10 protein-coding genes are annotated in these 15,400 nt (G+C 66.9%); 3 read left to right on the forward strand and 7 right to left on the reverse strand.

Annotated elements, in window-relative coordinates:
• Positions 1-73: 73 nt before the first annotated feature.
• From WHH00_RS00105 to WHH00_RS00125, 5 genes are all read right to left on the reverse strand, one after another.
• Positions 74-1,675, reverse strand: coding sequence for an APC family permease (locus WHH00_RS00105; RefSeq protein ID WP_174176086.1), 1,602 nt, complete (start codon positions 1,673-1,675; stop codon positions 74-76).
• 77 nt (positions 1,676-1,752) lie between these two features.
• On the reverse strand, positions 1,753-3,393 hold the full coding sequence (locus WHH00_RS00110) for a GMC family oxidoreductase (protein WP_406635454.1): 1,641 nt from the start codon (positions 3,391-3,393) through the stop codon (positions 1,753-1,755).
• Positions 3,394-4,890, reverse strand: coding sequence for an aldehyde dehydrogenase family protein (locus WHH00_RS00115; RefSeq protein ID WP_406635456.1), 1,497 nt, complete (start codon positions 4,888-4,890; stop codon positions 3,394-3,396). It lies immediately after the preceding gene.
• A gap of 363 nt (positions 4,891-5,253) precedes the next feature.
• The gene (locus WHH00_RS00120) at positions 5,254-5,850 is read right to left on the reverse strand and encodes a TetR/AcrR family transcriptional regulator (RefSeq protein ID WP_364319096.1); all 597 of its coding nucleotides are present in this window, start codon (positions 5,848-5,850) and stop codon (positions 5,254-5,256) included.
• Positions 5,851-5,948: 98 nt separating this feature from the next.
• The gene (locus tag WHH00_RS00125; protein ID WP_364319312.1) at positions 5,949-6,899 is read right to left on the reverse strand and encodes an ABC transporter substrate-binding protein; all 951 of its coding nucleotides are present in this window, start codon (positions 6,897-6,899) and stop codon (positions 5,949-5,951) included.
• Positions 6,900-7,256: 357 nt separating this feature from the next.
• On the opposite strand from WHH00_RS00125, the gene WHH00_RS00130 reads away from it, so the two are divergent.
• On the forward strand, positions 7,257-9,581 hold the full coding sequence (locus tag WHH00_RS00130) for a chromosome segregation ATPase (protein ID WP_406635458.1): 2,325 nt from the start codon (positions 7,257-7,259) through the stop codon (positions 9,579-9,581).
• A gap of 67 nt (positions 9,582-9,648) precedes the next feature.
• On the opposite strand, the gene WHH00_RS00135 is transcribed toward WHH00_RS00130, so the two are convergent.
• Both WHH00_RS00135 and WHH00_RS00140 read right to left on the reverse strand, forming a co-directional pair.
• Positions 9,649-10,347, reverse strand: coding sequence for a type 1 glutamine amidotransferase domain-containing protein (locus WHH00_RS00135; protein WP_406635460.1), 699 nt, complete (start codon positions 10,345-10,347; stop codon positions 9,649-9,651).
• Between the two features lie 53 nt (positions 10,348-10,400).
• Positions 10,401-11,273: an aldo/keto reductase gene (locus WHH00_RS00140; protein WP_406635462.1), complete on the reverse strand. Its 873-nt coding sequence runs from the start codon at positions 11,271-11,273 to the stop codon at positions 10,401-10,403.
• Between the two features lie 142 nt (positions 11,274-11,415).
• Here WHH00_RS00140 and WHH00_RS00145 point away from each other — a divergent pair, with 142 nt between their 5' ends.
• Both WHH00_RS00145 and WHH00_RS00150 read left to right on the forward strand, forming a co-directional pair.
• The gene (locus WHH00_RS00145; protein WP_406635464.1) at positions 11,416-12,405 is read left to right on the forward strand and encodes an LLM class flavin-dependent oxidoreductase; all 990 of its coding nucleotides are present in this window, start codon (positions 11,416-11,418) and stop codon (positions 12,403-12,405) included.
• Positions 12,406-12,723: 318 nt separating this feature from the next.
• Positions 12,724-15,354, forward strand: a complete 2,631-nt coding sequence (locus tag WHH00_RS00150; RefSeq protein WP_406635466.1) for a trehalase-like domain-containing protein — start codon at positions 12,724-12,726, stop codon at positions 15,352-15,354.
• Positions 15,355-15,400 lie beyond the last annotated feature (46 nt).

The raw sequence follows: 15,400 nt of genomic DNA on the forward strand, positions 1-15,400 counted from the left end.
GACCTGCCGGCTAACGCAGAAGGGCCGACGACGGCGTGGAAACTGCCGTCGTCGGCCCTTCTTGCGGGCGTTCCTAGGACACCTTGGCGTCCACCACGTCCTGCTCAGCGGGGGCGGCCTGCGGGGCGCCGCCCGAGGACGGATGGGCCGCGACGGCCGCGGCGTGCTCGGCGAGCACGCCCGTCTGGTGGCGGATCTTCAGCCGGTAGAGCAGGGCCCCGCCAACGGTGACGGCGGCAACGAAGATCACGCCGCCCCATTGCAGGTACCACTCGAATGGCGGCACCGAGTTGTAGATCTCCTGGCGCGGCCACACCAAGTTCAGCGTCATGGCACCGCCCCACAGGACTGCCAGGATGTTCACCGGCAGCCCCCACCTGCCCAGGGAAAACCCGGGCTCGGAGCCGTCTGCGGCTAGCGGCCACTTCTTCAGGAGGCGGTTGCGCAGCATGGGCACGGTGACCAGGAGGTAGGAGAGGTAGATCAGGACGATGCTGATGCTGGACATGATCGTGAAAATTGCGGGCTGCGTAACGTTGATGAGCAGTGGCATCACGGCCAGGATGCCGATCACGATCGCCGCAACAGTCGGGGTCCTGCGGACCGGGTCCACTTTGCTGAGCTGCCGGCTGAACGGCAGGTTGTTGTCCCGGGCCATGGCGAACATCATGCGGATGGCGGCGGCATGGACGGCCAGGGTGCAGACCACCACGGCCACAACGATGCACGCAAGGAAGGCCTTGCCGAACGGTCCGCCCAGGACGGACAGCACGATGTACTGCAGCCCGCCGTCGGCCGATCCCACCTTGGGGTCCGCCAGGTCCGGTGCGGCCAGGATGCCGAACAGCAGGATCAGCCCACCCAGCACAAACGAAGCCGTGATGGCCCGCAAGATGGCCTTGGGTGCCGTGCGCTTGGGGTCTTTCGTTTCCTCCCCGAGCGAGCTGGCGGTGTCAAAGCCGTACATGACGTAGCCCGATGCCATGGCGCCGATAAGGAAAACGCCGAAGAAGCCGAGGTCATGGCCTTCGCCGAAACCGGCGGTATCAAAGAGGACCTCGGGCCCGCGCACCACGTGCCAGCCCAGCGCGAGGATGAGGAGCACGGCTGCGCTCAGCTCCACGAAAACGCCGATGCTGTTGATCCGGGTCATGAGCTTCACGCCGAACGCATTAATGAGTGTGGAGATGGTGATCATGATGCTGGCCAGCACCACGCCGTTCATGGCGAAATCGTAGGGGCCGGTGCCGTCACCGACGAACTGGAAGCCGGACCAGAGCTGGGGCAGGGTGAGCTGCAGGGCCAGTGCCACGGAGCCCAGTGCCACGATGGAGGAGAGCATCAGCAGCCATCCGGCCAGCCAGGCCGAGGTGCCCGACGCGAGCCGTTTGGCCCAGTTGTACACCGATCCCGCCACGGGGTAGCGGCCCGCCAGTTCGGCAAAGCACAGGGCCACCATCAGCTGGCCGGCGAAGACAAGGGGCCAGGACCACGCGTAGGCGGGGCCGGCCATGGAAAAACCAAAGTAGAACAGTTGGAAAACACCGGTGAGGATGGAGATGTAGCTGACACCTGCCGCGAAGCTGGCGAACTTGCCGATGCTCCGGTCCAGGGTCTGCGCGTAGCCAAACTCGTCCATGCCGCTTGAATCAATACTCTTGCTGGGTTCCGCCATGTGGACTCCTCAATCAAAAAAGCACGATAGTGATGACCGTCCGCACTGCGGCGCACGGAAGGTCGGTGGCCTGAAATTCAGGCGGGGGAGGCGGCGAGTTCCCACTCCGCCGTCGTGGTTTCGCTGCTCCGGCCGGTACGGATCAAATCCGCACAGCGCTCGCCGATCATCATCACGGTGATGTTGGGGTTGACGGTGACGTGCTCCGGCATGACGGACGCATCGGCGACGCGCAGGCCGGTGACGCCCTTGACCCGCAGCTCGGGGTCCAGCGGCGACATGTCGTCGTCGGACGGTCCCATCCGGACGGTGCCCACAGGGTGGTACACCGTGTTGTGGGTCTTGCGGATGTAGTCCCGCAGTTCCTCGTCCGTCTGCGCCTCGACGCCGGGTGAAAGCTCCCGGCCGGTCCATTCCGCCATGGCCGGCTGGGCCGCGATTTCGCGGGCCTTGCGGATACCTGCCACCATGACGCGCATGTCGTGGCCGTCCGGATCCGTGAAGTAGCGCGGGTCCACCATGGGCTTGTCGCGGAAGTCGCGGCTGCGCAGCCGCACGGTGCCGCGGGAGCGGGCGTGCGTGACGTTCGGGGTGAGGCTGAAGCCGTTCTCCGTGGTGGGGTAGCCGTGCCGCAGGGTGTTCATGTCGAACGGGACGGAGCCGTAGTGCATCATCAGGTCCGGGCGGTCCAGGCCCTCCTCCGTGGGGGCGAAGATGCCGATCTCCCACCACTGGGTTGAGGTCTGGACCATGGGCTGCCTGGCCTCGAACTGGACCACGCCTTCGGGGTGGTCCTGCAGGTGCTCGCCCACGCCGGGGGAGTCCACCAGCACCTCGATCCCGTGCTGGGCGAGGTGCGCTGCCGGGCCGATGCCGGAGAGCATGAGCAGCTTGGGGGAGTCGATGGCGCCGGTTGACAGGATGACCTCGCGGCCCGCGGAAAGCCGGTGGGTCCGGCCGAACGCGGAGTCCACCACGTCGACGCCGGTGCAGCGCTTGTCCGCGTCGAACACCAGCTGGCGGGCCCGGAGGCCGGTCAGCAGGGTGAAGTTTTCGCGGTCGATGATCGGGTGGATGTAGGAGACCGAGCTGGAGGACCGGGTACCGTCCGCGCGGCGGTTGATCTGGAAGAAGTTGGCGCCGTTGATCACGGTGGTGCCGGAGTTGAACTTGGCGCGGGGGATGCCGGCCTGTTCGCAGGCGTCCAGGAGTGCGACGCCGGCAGGATCCGCCGGGGGCACGTTCATCAGGTGCACGGGGCCGGAGTCTCCGTGGTGAGGTGCGTCCGGGCCGGCGTCCTCATTGGTCTCCAGCCGCTGGTAGAGCGGCCATGCGGCGTCGGCGTTCCAGCCGGTGGCGCCGTACTTGGACTCCCACTCATCCAGGTCTTCGCGCGGTGCCCAGAAGGCGATGCAGGAGTTGTGGCTGGAGCACCCGCCCATCACCCTGGCCCGGGCGTGCCGCATAAACGAGTTGCCGTTCTCCTGCGGTTCCACCGGGTAGTCCCAGTCGTAGCCGGATTCGAGCAGCTCCATCCAGCGGTCCAGCTGCAGGATCTCGGGAAGGTTCCGGTCATCGGGCCCGGCTTCCACCAGGGCCACGGTCACGTCCGGATCCTCGCTCAGCCTCGCGGCCACGGCGGCTCCGGCGGATCCGCCACCGATGACGAGGTAATCGAACGAGCGCTCGCTGAGGTCCTCGATGTTGTCGAAGTGCATCTAGTTCTCCTTGGCGTGGTCAGCAAACCAGCCGGTTACCTGCGGGCTGGTGTTCTGGTAGATGTGCTTGGCTTCCTGGTATTCCGCCAGTCCGGTGGGGCCGAGCTCGCGGCCGACGCCGGACTGGCCGAAGCCGCCCCACTCGGCCTGGGGCAGGTAGGGGTGGTAGTCGTTGATCCAGACCGTGCCGTGCCGCAGCCGGCCAGCCACGCGCTGCGCCTTGCCGGCGTCCTGGGTCCAGACCGCGCCGGCCAGTCCGTAGATGGTGTCGTTGGCCGTGGCCACGGCCTCGTCCTCGGTACGGAAGGTTTCGACGGTCACCACGGGGCCGAAGGCCTCGTCGATGACCACGGACATGCCGCGTTGCACCTGGTCAAGGACGGTGGGCTGGTAGTAGAAACCGCCGTCGTACTTCTCCCCGGCAGGTGCGGAGCCGCCGGTCCGCAGCCGCGCACCCTCCTGGATGCCGCGCTGGACGTAGGCGTGGACCTTGTCCCGATGGGCGGCGGAGATCAGCGGGCCCGTTTCGGCGTCGTCATCAAACGGGCCGCCGAGGCGGATGTCCTGCGCGCGCCGGACCAGCTCGTTCACGAAGCATTCGGCGATCGATTCCTCCAGCACCAGCCGCGCCCCGGCGGAGCAGACCTGCCCGGAGTGGACGAACGCACCGTTCAGGGCGTTGTCGACGGCGGCGTCGAAGTCCGCGTCGGCGAACACCACGTTGGGGTTCTTGCCGCCCAGCTCCAGCGCCACCTTCTTGACGGTGCCAGCGGCGGCCGCGGCAATGCGCTTGCCGGTTTCGAGCCCGCCGGTGAAGGAGACGAGGTCGACGGCGGGGTGTTCCGAGAGCGGTGCACCCGCCTCCGCTCCCGGTCCGGTCACCAGGTTGGCCACGCCCGCCGGCAGGCCGAGATCCTGGAGCAGCTGCATGGCCAGGATGGCGGTGGACGGCGTCAGCTCGGACGGCTTGAGGACGAAGGTGCAGCCGGCGGCCAGCGCCGGGGCGATCTTCCACGCGGCCTGGAGCAGGGGATAGTTCCAGGGTGTGATCAGGCCGCAGACCCCCACGGGCTCGTAGACGATTTTGCTCACGACGGCGGGGTCCCCGGCGTCCACCACGCGGCCGGACTGCTGCCCGGCGAGCCTGCCGAAATATTCAAAGCAGGCGGCGACGTCGTCCATGTCGATGCGGCTTTCCACCATGCGCTTTCCGGTGTCCAGCGACTCGGCGCGGGCGAACTTTTCGCGGCGTTCGCGCAGTTCCGCTGCGACCTTGAGCAGGAAGGTTCCGCGCTCGGGGGCCGGGACCGAGGACCAGGTGCCGGAGTCGAAGGCCGCGCGGGCTGCGGCGATGGCCCGCCCGGCATCTTCACGGCCGGCCTCGGACACTGTGGCCGCCAGTTCGCCGTCGGCCGGGTTGCGGATGTGGCGTACGGCGCCGGATGCCGCCGGCTCCCATGCGCCGTTGATGAAAAGGGTGGAGGCTGTTTCGGTCATGCTGTCTCCTGGGGTGTAGGACTGTGGCGGCTTCGGGCAGGGCCGGGACCGCTGCGGCCGCTGTGCTGCAGGTTGTGCTGCCGCACAGCGGCGCGGGGGAAAGAGCTTGGCGTGGGCAGGAAGAGGCGGCACGGGGGGCCGCCGTGCTGTCCGGACGCTTTATCGGGGACCGGTGAGGGGAGCGGGAGCCCAAGGGCTGCGAGCGACGCCGTGGCGTGGTGTGGCGTATGTCATACGAAGGAGAGTAACCGAGGTTGAACGGACGTTCAATACATTTCTTGAACAAGTGTTCAATGTGAAGCGTCGGGATGCGGCCGGCTGGCCCTGACGTGTGGTGCCTGGCGCTGGGGGTCCGGCCTGAAGTCAGTTGTCCCGCGGCGGGGCGAAGGCTATCTGCTCGGTGCGGGCGATGCTCCGTTGGATGGCGGCCTTGTCTATCCCAAGAAGGGCTGTCAGCCACATGCCGTTTTGGACCACGACGATGTCCGCCGCACGGTCCCTGCATTCCTTCGGGGGCAGCGCGGGGTGGGCAGTGGACACCAGCGCCGCCAGCCCGTCGAGGTACCGGTCGAAGGCTGCGGCGTTGATCCGGGCAAAGTCCTCGTGGGCCTGTGCGAGGGCCCAGAGGTGCAGGCGGAGGGACAGGTACCGGGTGGTCAGCAGATCCGCGCCGGCCACCCGGTGCAGTGCTTTGCGGAGCTGCTCCTCCGGGGTCAGCGACGGGTCCGGTGCCACCAGCCCCAGGTCGTGCTCGTCCACGCTGTGCAGTGCCGCCCGGATCAGGCTCATCTTGTCGTCGAAATAGTAATTGACGAGGCCCAGAGCGACGCCGGCTTCACGGGCCACGGCCCGCATGCTGACGCCCGAGATACCGTGGCGCGAGAGCAGGTCCAGTGCCGCTTCGAGAATGCGCGACTGCCTGTCGACCTGTTCGCCGGAGTTCACCGTATTTATCCCCATCCGGCCACACTATTGCCAAAGCCGGAGGAGTGCACTTTACGCAGGAGAATCCCCGCCCTGCGGGAGCGGGGCGGGGATTCCTTCGTCGGCAGGAGCAGCTACTTGCTGGGCAGCCCCGCCGGGTTCAGTTCGGACTTCGGGATGGCTTCGGATGACAGCCCCCAGCGGTCCAGGATCCTGGCGTACGTGCCGTCTTCGATCAGCCCGTTCAGGGCGGCCTGCGCGGCGACGGCCAGGCCGTTGCCCTTCTTGGTGGTGAACGCGATTTCGGCGGTCAGCGGCCAGCCGCCGTTGAGGGTGCCCACCTCCTTGGTCTTTCCGTCTTTCGCGGCCTTGTAGGCAGCGGCGGCGTTGGGCCCGAACGTCAGGTCCGCACGTCCGGACTGCAGGGCCAGCGTGGAGGCGGAATCGTCGTCGTAATACTGGAACTCGACCGGCTGCAGGCCGTTCTTCCTGTTCTCCTCGTCCCAGCGCACCAGGATGGCCTCCTGGTTGGTGCCGGAGCCCACGATGATCCGTTTTCCTGCGACGTCCCTGGCCTCCTTGATCTCTCCGATCTCCGAATCGCTCTTGGCATAGAAGCCCAACAGGTCGTTGCGGTAGGTGGCGAAGTCGAACTTTTCCTTCCGTGCCTCGGTGACGGTCACGTTGGAGAGGACGGCCTCGTACTTTGCGGATTCGATGCCCAGCGGCCAGTCGGCCCACGCGACCGGAAGGACTTCCACCTCCAGCCCCAGGGTCCCGCCCACAGCGTAGGCGATGTCCACTTCGCTGCCGATCAGGGTCTTGTTGTCGGTGGCGAAAAGGCTGAGCGGGGCGGTGCCGCCAGTGGTCACCACCGTCAGTTTGCCGTCCGCCTTGACGGCTTCGGGGACCAGCGCCGCCGCGGCCGGGTCCTCGGAGACCTTGAACCGGTCCTGCCCGGGGGACAGGTTGAAGGACTTGCCTGCCGCCGTTGTGGAAGATTCCGACGACGGTGCTGCCGCCGCCGTCGCGCCGGGATCCGCGCACGCAGAAAGTCCCATGAGTGCCGTGATGGTGAAGGCCATGGCGGCTGCCGCAGTTGCCTTGGTGGGGGCCAATTTTCCTCCTGGAAGTTGGTAGCGGATGCAACGGAGAGTCTCGTTGCAGCCACTATCCGGCAGCCGCGGCGAGGGAATCAAAGGCCGCGACACCGGGAGATACAGGGAGTAATGGCGGTTAACCGGGCGACCGGAGCGGTCACATTCCGGAGTCCGACCGGCCAGGTACACCAAGTAGTGGCGGTTTTGGCCGGCTTGGGAAAACGAGTACTTAAGCGGAAAGACGGGTGGGGGACTACGCGTGTGCTCCGCCCCTGCCTCCACCTACGGTTAGTCCAGGCAGCGGCCAGAGTGGGCCGCCCGATGGTCTCAACAGGAGCTCGCATGCGCACTTCCCCGTCCACGTCTGTCCTCTCACGCCGGCTCGCGGCGGCCGTCGTCCTGCCGGGTCTGCTCACCAGCAGCCTTGTGCTGATCCCGCCGGCTGCCGCAGGTACCGGAGCCAACGCCGGGATCTGCAACGGGGTGGTAAACCAGTTGGCGCACCGCGGCACCGTCCAGGAGAACCTCCTGAAGGCAGCCGCGAAGAAGAATGCTGACGTCATCGCCAGGCTCCTGGCAGAGCGGGCACCGCTCCAGGAGGAGAAGGATAGGCTGAGCGCTGAGATCGCCGCCCTGGAGGGGGAGTCTGACAGGCTGGCGGCGGAGGTAGTTACGCTCGAGGACGACATTAAGACAGCCGAGTCGGACATCGCAAAGTTAACCGCCGCTTATGAGGCCACGTCAGCGGCAGAAACCGCGACTGAAGCAACCCTCGCCAAGCTGCAGGAAGACAAGGCGAACCTCGTCGCCAAACTCACGCCGCTGCAGGAGGAAAAAGCTGCCGCAGAGGCGGCAGCCGAGGACCTCAGGGTCGAGGCCGCCGCCGTTGCACAAGACATCGCTGCCACCCAGGACAGCATTGACGCAGCGAAGACCGAGCTCCTCGCGCTGGAGCAGGCGGCAGCCGGGGCCGCCGCCGCGCTCGCGGACAAAGAGGCCGGGATTGCAGTTGCCCAAGACCAGCTCACCGCCCTCGAAACGGCGGCCGCAGAAGCTGCAGACGACGTGGATGCCGCCCGGGAAGCCGTCGAAGCAGCGGAGGTGGAGCTCGACCGCCTCGAAGCGGCGGGTTTGACAGCCGGGGACGCCCTGCAGAAGCAGCAGGACCTCGTGAATGCTGAAAATCTTATCCTTGATGGGCTCCAAGACATCTCCGCGGAGGCAGCAGAGGCTGCCACGGCAAAGGCAACTGAGGTGGCCGCGGCCCAGGACCAGCTGGAGGTGCTCCAGACGGCGGCCGGCACAGCGGCCGCTGCTCTTACCGCCAAGAACGCTGAAATTGCATCTGCGGAGGAGAGCCTCGAAGGCCTCCGGGCCGACGCGCTGACGGCAGCTGAGGCCGTGACGGCCAACATCGACGCCGCCGCCGTTGTCGCCGGGCAGATCACGACGATCACAGGGCAGATCATTGCCGCCAACGCTGCCATCGCTGCCAAGCAGGGCGAGCTGACCACGGCACGGAACCAACTGACTGCTCTTCAAGCCAACAAAGCGGCCCTCGAAGGGGAAATCGCAGTGCTGACAGCGAAGATTGAGAAGAACAATGGCGCTGCCAACGGCCTCATTACCCAGCGGAATGAGAAGCAAGCACTGCTCGCTGCCGTCGATACGCAGATTACCGACCAAAATGTGGTGATCTCGGCGCTCCAGGGTGACCTGGCGGCCCTGAACAACCAGGTCTCGGCTTTGAACACCCAACTGCTGGCGAAGCAACAGGAAAGCAGCTCGCTGCAACAGCAGGCGGCACCCCTGCAGGCGACACTCACCGCGGCGAATACAGCGGTTGCCTTGAAGGAGGCCGAGATTGCAGCCCTGAAGGCCGAACTCCCGGCACTTGGGGATGCCCTCACCGAGGCCAACAGTGCCGTGGCCGGCCAGCAGGCGGTCCTGGATGGGCTGCAGCAGGAACTGACGGCAGCCCGGGAGGCAGCTGCCGGGGCTGCGGCCGACGTCGCTGCCCAGGTGACAGTTGTAGCCGGCCTTGAGGCGGAGTTGCCCGGGCTTACACAGGGTGTCGAAGATGCGCAGCAGGCTGTCACAGAGCAGCGGGCCGACCTGGAGCGGAAGAGGACAACCCTGGAGAGCGCCCAGGCGGCGGAGGTGTTGGCCGCCGCCGCGGTGGAGGACAAGAAAGCTGAACTTTCCACCCTGCAGGGCCAGCTTCCCGCCCTGCAGGCCAACGTCGATGCAGCCAACGAGGCGGTTGCGGGAAAGACCAGCCAGATCGTCACCCTCCACCTGATCATGGATGGTTTCGTCGCCCGGCTGGGCGTGCTGAACGCGGATATCAAGGCCACGGAGGCTGACATCGTTTCCCTCCAGACCAGGGTGGCGCCTCTCCTGGAGCAGCTCAACCAGCTGAATGATGAAATCAGCACTACCGAAGCAGCCCTCAAGGACCTGCAGTCCCAACTGACCGCCCTCGACGGAAAGTTGACCGCGGCCCAGGAAACGCTGCGTACGCTGGAGGCCCAAAAGAAGCAGAACAAGGACGTGATCACCGCACAGAAGTCGACGGTCACGGCCTTGACAGCCAAACTGGGCGAGGTCCAGCTGCAGATAAAGGCCATCGACGGGACGATCGCGCTCGGAGGCTGCGCCATCTGATGGCACAGCGGAGGGGCCAGGTCATCATGACCTGGCCCCTCTGCGTGTCAGCAGCGTGTGGCCAGAATCAGCCCAGTGCCTTGATGACTTCCTTGGCCACGTCCTCGCTGGACTGCGGGTTCTGGCCGGTGATGAGGTTGCCGTCCCGGACCACGTTGGAGGTCCAGGCAGCCCCGTTCTCGATCACAGCGCCCTTCTCCTTCAGCGCGTCCTCCACCAGCCACGGGGTGTTCTCGCCCGTGCCGCCACCCAGCTCTTCCTCGTTGGTGAACACGGTGAGGCGGCGTCCGGTGAAAACGAACGAGCCGTCGTCGTCCGTTGCGCTGAGCAGCCCGGCGGGGCCGTGGCAGAAGGGGGCAATGACCTTGCCCGCTGTGTCCGCCGCCGCCAGCAGCGGGCCCAGGTCGGCGTCCTTGTACAGGTCGGCCATGGGTCCGTGCCCGCCCGGCATCACCACGGCGTCATAGGCGGAAGGGTCGACGTCGGCAAGCACCAGCGGGTTGGAGAGCTCGCCGTTGATGGACGCAAGGTAGTCCTGGAAGCCTTTCGCGCGGTCCTCGCCGCCCGCGGATTCCGCCGCCAGGCTGACCTGGTCCACTGTGGGTTTCGCCCCGCCGGGGGTGGCGAGGTGGACGGTGTGGCCGGCGCCGAGCAGGGTCTGGTGCGCCACCACCAGCTCCTCGGCCCAGAAGCCGGTGGGGTGTTCGCTGCCGTCCTTCATGGTGAGGGAATCGGCTGCTGATACAACCATCAGAATGTTTGCCATGGTGTTGCTCCTGTCGTTGTTGATGTCTTTCGGGCTGCTTCTTGAGGGGCCGGTTATCCGGCCGCGGCTTCAAGTTCAGCGTAGGTGTCCTCGTCCAGGCTGACTCCGGCCGCGGCCAGGTTTTCTTCCAGGTGCTTCACTGAACCGGTGCCGGGAATCGGCATCATCACGGGGGAGCGGCGCAGCAGCCACGCCAGCGCCACCTGGGAGGTGGTGGCGCCCAGGCGCTTGGCGGCTTCGTCCAGCGGCCCGCCCGGCCGGGCAAGTTCGCCGGCGGAAATCGGGGCCCACGGAATGAATCCGATGCCGTTTTCCTCGGAGTAGCGCAGGACGTCCTCAGAGCTGCGGTCCGTCAGGTTGTACCGGTTCTGGACCGTGGACACGGTGAAGTGCTTTCCGGCGGCCTCGAGCTCTTCCACACTGACCTGCGAAAGTCCCAGGGCCTTGACCTTGCCCTCGTCCTGGAGCTCGCGCAGAACGCCGAACTGCTCCTCGGCGTCAACCTTGGGGTCGATCCGGTGGAGCTGCAGCAGGTCCAGGGTGTCCACCTTGAGCTTGCGCAGGCTCAGCTCGGTCTGCTGGCGCAGGTACTCCGGGCGGCCCACGGGAATCCACTGGTTGGGCCCGGTGCGGGTGAAGCCCACCTTCGTGGCGATCTTCAGTCCGTCCTTGTAGGGGTGCAGGGCCTCGGCCAGGATTTCCTCGCTGATGTTGGGGCCGTAGGAGTCCGCCGTATCGATGAAGTCCACCCCGAGTTCGACGGCGCGGCGCACCACCTGGACTGCGGCGTGCCGGTCGGCAGGCTCGCCCCACACACCGTCACCCACGATGCGCATGGCACCAAAGCCAAGCCGGTGCACGGTTCCCAGGTCTTTCAGGTCAATCGTTGCGGACAGTTCCAACTGGTTCGACGTATTTAGGCTCATAGGGGCGGCAACATCATAAGTTTGCTGAGTATTCCTGGACGCCCTGAAATAAGCCGGCCCCCGCCGTCGTTATGCCTCAAGTGCCTGCCGTGATCCGGCGGGCCGGAATCCTATGAACAGCTTTGAAAGGCCGGCACCCGACGTGACTCTCCCCCTCTCCATCCTTGACCTGGCAACCATCGGCAAGGGCCAGACGGCGGCGGAGAGCTTCGCGGGCAGCGTGGCCATGGCACAGAGCGCGGAAAAGCTGGGGTACCGTCGCGTCTGGTACGCCGAGCACCACAACATGTCCTCCATCGCGTCCTCAGCCACCAGTGTGCTCATCGCCCATGTCGCCGCCCATACCGAGAGCATCCGGCTCGGCGCCGGCGGCGTGATGCTGCCCAACCACTCACCGCTGACCATCGCCGAGCAGTTCGGCACCCTGGAAACCCTTCACCCGGGCCGCATCGATCTTGGCCTGGGCCGCGCGCCGGGCAGTGACCAGAACACCATGCGTGCCTTGCGGCGGGACCCGATGTCCGCGGACAGCTTCCCGCAGGACGTCCTGGAGTTGCAGGGCTACCTCACCGGGCCCACGCGCATCCAGGGCGTGGAAGCCACCCCGGGCAAGGGCACGAACGTGCCGCTCTACATCCTGGGCTCGTCCCTGTTCGGCGCACGCCTGGCCGCCCAGCTGGGGCTGCCGTACGCGTTTGCCTCCCATTTCGCCCCCAACGCCCTGCAGGATGCCGTGGCCCTCTACCGCCGGGAGTTCAAGCCCTCGGCGCAGCTGGATGCCCCGCACGTCATCGCCGGCGTGAACGTCATTGCCGCGGATTCGGCCTCCGAAGCGCAGGCCATGATGCAGGCCACCAAGCGTGCGCGGGTGTCGCTGTTCTTCGGCGGCGGCCGCGAGTTCACCGACGATGAGGCGGACATGATCCTCGATTCGCCGCAGGGCCAGCACGTCTCGCAGATGATGACCTACTCCGCGGTGGGCACGCCTGACGTGGTGATGGATTACCTGGACAGTTTCGGCCGGCACGCTGACGCCGACGAACTGATTGTGGCGCACCAGAGCACCGGCACGGACGCCCGGCTGCGCTCCGTGGAGCTCCTGGCTGAAGTCGCGGGGCTCGCTCGGGTCTAGGTGCCGCGGTCCGGGCACCACGCCTGGCACCCTCTTCGGAAAGCACGACGGCGGGTTCCCCGGTTTCATGACGCGGGCGCCGCCGTCGTGGTCCAAAAGGCTGCCGTGCGTGACACGGGCGCGGACACAGCCGGAACCGTGCTGCCGGACTTTTACACATACGCAATACAGGGGACTTTCGGGGGAAACCCCGGAGGCTGACCATGGGAGTGCCCCCTCCGGAGTTCCGTGAACCCCGGGGAGGGGCACCATCCGGTAGCCCGCAGGAGATCCAGCGGCTGTAGTCCCGGCCCGGTCCTGCCTCAAAGGGGTACATGGATGCCAACGCCGTTGAACCAAAGCGTCGCGGATTCCGCACTGCTCACCAGGTCCCTCCCCCTGGGCATGCTCCGGGCATTCGTCCAGTCGGACGCCGCCGACGAAGGGCTCACGCCTGCGCTCCTTGCGGAACTGAAGGTGCTGGCCCGGGTGCCGGGGCTGCTGGTGGCCTGCAATTACGGCGGAACCCTGTGCGACGCCGAGGGAATTTCCACGGAGACGCTCCCGCTGGGCAGTGCCGCCATCGCGCTGCGTGCCCTGGCGGCGCTGCCCAACACCCACGCGGCCGTCATCTCCGGCCGTTCCCTGCGTGACCTTGCCGCAGTATCGCGCCTGCCGGCGGAGGTGCACCTGGTGGGCTCGCACGGCGCCGAGTTCGACATGGGGTTCGCGCACCAGCAGACCCTTGCCACCGAGTCCGTCCTGCAAAAAGTCCATGCCGCGCTCAACGAGGCCGTGGGGTTCCAGAAGGGCATCTGGATAGAACGCAAACCCGTAGCCGTTTCGGTGCATACCCGGCCCGCGGCGCCGGACATCGTGGCGGCGGTGACGGACACCGCAAGGGAGGTGGCGCGCACCCACGGACTGCACTTCATTGTGGACGGCTCCGTGCTGGACCTGTCCGTCGTGGAACCGTCAAAGGCGGAGGCCCTGGAAAGCCTGCGGTCCCGGCTGGGAGCCAGTGCGGCCATGTATGCTGGCGACGCTGACAGCGATGAACTGGCCATGGCCACCTTGCGCGGCCCGGACATGGGGCTGCGGGTGGGCCCGGGGGAGAGCTCTGCCTCCTACCGGCTCCGCGACCCGGAATCGTTCGCCCGGGTGCTGGCCATCCTGTTCGAGCTGCGCCGTGCCTGGCTGTTCGGCGAGGACGCCGTGGGCCTGGAGCGGCACAGCCTGATCGGCAATGGAACCTCCACTGCCCTCGTGACGCCGGACGCGAAGATCTGCTGGATGAGCCACCCGCTGCCGGACTCCGGCTCGCTGTTTGCGCACATCCTGGGCGGTGACGCCGCGGGCCACTTCTCGGTGGAGCCGGTCAAGGCCTCGCAGGTGCTGGGGCAGCGTTACGTGGACAGCACCATGATCGTTGAAACCCGGTGGGCGGACGTGACGGTAACTGACTACCTGGAGCCCGCCCCGGACGGCATCACCAGCCTGGTCCGGGTGCTCTCCGGCAACGGGGCGGCCAGGATCACCTTCGCCCCGCGCCCGGACTACGCCAACGCCCCGTTCAGCATGGAGGCCCGCGGCGATGAACTGCACGTCATGGGCACCTCGGAGCCCTTTATCCTGCTCGCGCCCGGTGTCACCTTCAGCATCACCTCGGACGGGCGCCATGCCACGGCCACCGCCGCCGTCAACCTGCAGGACGGCCCGGTGGTGCTCAACCTGCGCTGCGGCGACACGGAACACCGGCCCGCGGTTCCCGAAAATGAGGCGGAGAGGCGCTCCGCGGTGGCGCTGCACTCGCGGCAATGGGTTCAGGGCCTCGCGCTGCCGGGCGTCAAGCCTTCCCTGGTCCGGCGGTCTGCCCTGGTGCTGCGCGCCCTGGTGCACGAGCCCACCGGCGCGGTCCTGGCGGCGCCCACCACCTCCCTGCCCGAAGGGGTCGGCGGGACGAGGAACTGGGATTACCGCTATTGCTGGCTGCGGGACGGCTCCATGACTGTCAATGCGCTGGTGGACCTGGGCTCCACCGGCGAGGCAACCGGCTTCCTGGCCTGGCTGGGACGGATCCTTGAACATGCCCCCGGCCCCGAATGGCTGCATCCCCTGTATTCGGTGACGGGTGCGCCGCTCTCCACTGAAGCCGTCATCGACAGCCTGCCCGGGTATGCCGGCTCCCGCCCGGTGAGGATCGGAAACGCCGCTGACCACCAGGTCCAGCTGGACGTCTTTGGTCCCATTGCCGAGCTGATCCATAGCCTGAGCGAACGGGAAGGGGCACTGGCCGAGGACCATTGGGAACTGATGGTCCAGATGGCGTCAGCCGTCCTGGCCCGCTGGCACGAACCCGACCATGGCATCTGGGAGGCCCGGCGGGCTCCGCGGCACCACATCTACACGAAAGTGATGTGCTGGGTCACCCTTGACCGGGCACTCCGCACGGCGTCCCGCCACGGCCGGACTCCCGGGGCGGCCTGGGCGCCGGTGGCCGCCACCATCAGGGAGGAAGTCCTGCGGGAGGGCTGGGACGAGTCCGCAAAGTCCTACACGGTGGCCTATGACAGCGCGGACCTGGACGCCGCCGTCCTGCACATCGGGCTCTCCGGGCTGCTGGACGTCACGGACCAGCGGTTCCTGGATACCGTCACCGCCGTGGAGCGGGAACTCCGAGTGGGTCCCACCGTGTTCAGGTACCGGTACGACGACGGCCTGCCGGGGCTGGAGGGCGGCTTCCACATTTGCACCACCTGGCTGATCGAGGCGTACGTTGCCACGGGCCGGATCGAGGAGGCCTGGGACCTCTTCGACCAGCTGGTAAACCTCTTCGGGCCTACCGGGCTGCTGCCGGAGGAGTACGACCCCGGCACGGAAACCCACCTGGGGAACCACCCGCAGGCCTACTCCCACCTTGGCTTCATCCGCTGCGCCCGGATCCTGGACGAACACCAGGGCAAACGGTAGTCGGCATTCTTACTGGGTACCTAGAGTGGAGGTGACACCACCCGGA

Source organism: Pseudarthrobacter quantipunctorum, from assembly GCF_045291495.1.
Lineage (GTDB): Bacteria > Actinomycetota > Actinomycetes > Actinomycetales > Micrococcaceae > Arthrobacter > Arthrobacter quantipunctorum.

Coding starts and splice junctions, on each gene's coding strand:
- WHH00_RS00110 (WP_406635454.1), bottom strand. CDS start 3,393: ATGCACTTCGACAACATCGAGGACCTCAGCGAGCGCTCGTTCGATTAC.
- WHH00_RS00115 (WP_406635456.1), bottom strand. CDS start 4,890: ATGACCGAAACAGCCTCCACCCTTTTCATCAACGGCGCATGGGAGCCG.
- WHH00_RS00130 (WP_406635458.1), top strand. CDS start 7,257: ATGCGCACTTCCCCGTCCACGTCTGTCCTCTCACGCCGGCTCGCGGCG.
- WHH00_RS00135 (WP_406635460.1), bottom strand. CDS start 10,347: ATGGCAAACATTCTGATGGTTGTATCAGCAGCCGATTCCCTCACCATG.
- WHH00_RS00125 (WP_364319312.1), bottom strand. CDS start 6,899: ATGGCCTTCACCATCACGGCACTCATGGGACTTTCTGCGTGCGCGGAT.
- WHH00_RS00140 (WP_406635462.1), bottom strand. CDS start 11,273: ATGAGCCTAAATACGTCGAACCAGTTGGAACTGTCCGCAACGATTGAC.
- WHH00_RS00105 (WP_174176086.1), bottom strand. CDS start 1,675: ATGGCGGAACCCAGCAAGAGTATTGATTCAAGCGGCATGGACGAGTTT.
- WHH00_RS00120 (WP_364319096.1), bottom strand. CDS start 5,850: ATGGGGATAAATACGGTGAACTCCGGCGAACAGGTCGACAGGCAGTCG.
- WHH00_RS00150 (WP_406635466.1), top strand. CDS start 12,724: ATGCCAACGCCGTTGAACCAAAGCGTCGCGGATTCCGCACTGCTCACC.